Raw genomic sequence first — 3548 nt, 5'->3', positions numbered from 1 at the left:
AGCGCGCCCCCGCCCTCCCTACCCCTCCCGACCAGTAGGAGCGGAACCCCATGCACTCGGCACCACCGCAGACCGCCCAGAGCTGGGTCCGGCCGATTCCCGGCCGGACCGAGCCCGGCGCCCTCCGGCTCTTCTGCTTCCCGTACGCCGGGGCAGGCGCCTCGGTCTTCCGGGGGTGGGGCGCCGGACTCCCGGAAGGAGTGGAGGCATACGCCGTGCAGCTGCCGGGCCGCGAGGACCGGTTCTTCGACCGGCCGATCGCGGACCTGGAAGAGCTGCTGGACGTCCTCCTCCCCGCCCTGCTCCCGTACCTGGACCGGCCGTTCGCCTTCTTCGGGCACAGCATGGGCGCCATCGTCAGCTGGGAGCTCGCCCGCAGACTGCAGCGTGAGCAGGGACTGGAGCCGGTCCGGATCACGGTGTCCGGCTGCCGCGCGCTACCGGCCCACGAATCCAGGAAGCCGAGCGAACTCGACCTCTCCGACGAGGAGCTGATCAACGAGCTCCGCCGTCTCAACGGCACGCCGGAGACCTTGCTGCAGAACCCGGACTTCGCCGCCTTCATCCTGCCGACCTTCCGGGCCGACCTCTCGCTGTTCGCCGGCTACGTCTACCGGCCGGGCGAGCTGCTCACCTGCCCCGTCTCGGCCTTCGGCGGCGACGCGGACCCCAGGGTCGCCGAGGAGCACCTCCAGGGCTGGGCCGAGCTGACCACCGGCCGGACCGAGGTGGAGGTCTTCCCCGGCGGCCACCTCTTCCTCAACGACGAGCGGGAGGCCGTGCTCCGGAGCGTGTCCCGGGCGCTCCCGGCCGTCGGCCACTGACCAGTACTTCTTTTCGAACCCAGGGGGCTCGCGTGGAGACAGTGTGGAATGTCGTCCAGGCTCAGGCGGAGCGGACGCCCGAGGCCGTGGCCGCGCGGACGGCACGCACCTACACCTACCGTGACGTCGCCGCGCTGGCCGGAGACCTCGGCGAGCGGATAGCGGCGAAGGTCCGGCCGGGCTCCGTCGTCGCGCTCGACGCGTCCAGCCGGTTCAGCGGGGCCGTCGGCATCCTCGCCGCGAACGCCGCGGGCTGCGCCGTGCTGCCGCTCGACCGGCAGAGCCCGCCGGCCAGGCGGGCCCGGGTCCTCGACGACGCCCGCCCCGCCCTGCTGCTGCGCGAGCTGGCCGAGGGCGAGTTCACCCTGGAGGGGAACGGACTTCCGTCGCCGCCGAGGGAACCGGACCTGGGTGAGATCGCCTACATCCTGTACACCTCCGGCTCGACCGGGCAGCCCAAAGGCGTGATGGTGGGCCACCAGGCCCTGATCGACCGCCTCGCCGGCCTGGCCGAGCGGCCGGGGCTGGCGGCCGGCGAGAGCGTGCTGGCGATGGCCGCGCTGTCCTTCGACATCTCGCTGGTGGAACTGCTCCTTCCGCTGACCGTGGGGGCCTCCTTCACGGTGGTCCCGGAGGAGACCAGGGCGGATCCGCTCGCCTTCGCGGAGCTGGTGGCGGGGGCCGCGCCGGACGTCGTCCAGGCCACCCCCAGCTTCTGGCGGATGCTGACGGCCTCCGCCTGGAAGGGTGCGCCCGGCAGCCGACTGTGGACCGGCGGAGAGACACTCACCCCGAGCCTCGCCCGGGAGCTGCTGCCGCGGTGCGGTGAACTCTGGAACGTGTACGGCCCGACTGAGGGAGTCCTCTGGGCCACGGCGGCGCGGGTGGACTCCGCCGAGCGGATCTCGCTCGGCGAGCCGGTGGCCGGGGTGGGCCTCCTCACCGACGAGAGCGGTGAACTCCTGCTCTACGGGGAGGGGCTGGCGCACGGCTACCTCAACCGGGAGGAGCTGACGGCTGAGCGTTTCCTGCATGGCGACACCCCCGACGGCCGCCGCCGCGTCTACCGCACCGGGGACCGGGTCGCACGGGGACCGGACGGCGCACTGACGTTCCTCGGCCGCCTGGACAGCCAGGTCAAGCTGCGCGGACACCGGATCGAGCTGGGCGAGGTGGAGGCCGTCCTGGAGGAGCACCCGGAGGTCTCGCAGGCCGTCGTGCTGGTCCAGGACGCCGACCGGCCCGACACCGCGGCGCTGGTGGCCTTCGTGGTACAGCGCGCCGAGGCGGACCTCCAGGGCTGGTTGAAGGACCGGCTGCCGTCGAGCCACCACCCCGCCAGGATCACTGCCCTGTCCGCGCTGCCCCGCACCACCACAGGAAAGGTGGACCGGATCGGGCTGGCGGCCGGCCCGGCCGCCGGCGACCGGGCGGTGCAGGCCGCCGAATCGCCCGCCGCGGCGCCCCCGGGGGACGTCCGGGCACTCGTGGCCGAGGCGTGGCGGCAGACGCTCGCCGCGGACTCCGTCGACGAGAACACCAACTTCTTCGACGCCGGCGGGAATTCGGTCCTCCTGACGGTGCTCCAGAAGCGGCTCACCGACGGCCTCGACATCCGGGTGCCGATCAAGGAGATCTTCCGGCACCCGACCGTCGCCTCGCTGACCGACCACATCCTCCGTACGGAGATGCCCAATTGAACCTCTACTGCATTCCTTACGCCGGGTGCTCGGCACGCGTCTACGACCCGTGGCAGCGGCACCTGCCGGACCGCGTCACCGTCGTGCCGCTGGAGCTCCCCGGCCGGGGCTCACGCTGCGTGGAGGAGCCGATCGACGAACTGGCAGCCCTGCTCGCGGACCTGTACCAGCAGCTCGACCCGGCCTCGCCGTACGTGCTGTTCGGCCACAGCTACGGTGCCGTGATCGCCTTCGAGCTGACCAAGTTGCTCCGCTCCAAGGGCGCTCCGGAGCCGTCGGCGCTGCTGGTCTCGGCCAGCCGCGCACCCCGGCTGCCGGCCGCCGACGCGGACAGCCACCGACTCTCCGACGCCGAACTCATCGAGCGACTGGCCGCGTTGGGCGGGACTCCGAAGGAGCTGCTGGAGAACGAGGAGCTGATGGAGATCTACCTCCCCGTCATCCGCGCCGACTACCGGATCCTCGGCGAGTACGGCACCGGCACCCCGGGTACGGTCGGCTGCCCGGTGGTGGCGTTCTACGGGGACACGGACGACGAGGCGGACCTGTCCTCGGTCGAGGCGTGGGCGGACTACACGGACGGTCCCTTCCGAGCAGAGGAAATCCGCGGCGACCACTTCTTCCTGCACTCCGCCGAGCGTCAGCTCGTGGCCGCCGTCGAGGCGATCTGTACGAAGGGGGAGCCGTGTTGAGCCCGGCCGTCGCACCGGTGACCCCCGGCCAGTCGTCGGTCGCCCCGCCGCGCCGGGTCGACCAGAACCCGGAGAGTACCAAGTGACCGTGACACGGGCCCCACGCTGCCCCTACCGCGACGACGACCGTCCGGCGGCCGACCCCTGCGCGGACTACCTCCCGCTGCGGGAGGAGGAGCCGGTCCGCTGGGACGAGGACCTGGAGGTGTGGATCGTCTCCGGGTTCCGCGAGACGACGGCCCTGCTGCGGCACCCCGCACTGTCGGCTGCCTGGCCGCAGCGGGGCACCACCACCCTGCACCGGGAGGGAGATGTCAGGAGTGAGATGTGCG

At 72.4% G+C, this 3548-nt stretch carries 3 protein-coding genes and 1 pseudogene; all 4 read left to right on the top strand.

All coding sequences use genetic code 11. From position 1 onward, the window contains the following. The first annotated feature begins 50 nt into the window (after nt 1-50). Nucleotides 51-824, top strand: coding sequence for a thioesterase II family protein (locus ACIQOV_RS32950; protein WP_401054391.1), 774 nt, complete (start codon nt 51-53; stop codon nt 822-824). Nucleotides 825-856: 32 nt separating this feature from the next. Further along, complete coding sequence (locus tag ACIQOV_RS32945; RefSeq protein WP_401054389.1) at nt 857-2524, top strand: non-ribosomal peptide synthetase; 1668 nt, start codon at nt 857-859, stop codon at nt 2522-2524. Further along, on the top strand, nt 2521-3216 hold the full coding sequence (locus ACIQOV_RS32940) for a thioesterase II family protein (RefSeq protein ID WP_401054388.1): 696 nt from the start codon (nt 2521-2523) through the stop codon (nt 3214-3216). Before ACIQOV_RS32945 ends, ACIQOV_RS32940 begins: the two co-directional genes overlap by 4 nt. An 88-nt stretch (nt 3217-3304) precedes the next feature. After that, a pseudogene (locus tag ACIQOV_RS32935) lies at nt 3305-3548 on the top strand (hypothetical protein); the annotation flags it as partial.

The sequence above is a fragment of the Kitasatospora sp. NPDC091257 genome (assembly GCF_044757675.1).
GTDB lineage: Bacteria > Actinomycetota > Actinomycetes > Streptomycetales > Streptomycetaceae > Kitasatospora > Kitasatospora lactacystinica.
The sequence above is the reverse complement of the archived record's forward strand: the minus strand, read 5'-3'. Positions and strand labels throughout refer to the sequence as shown.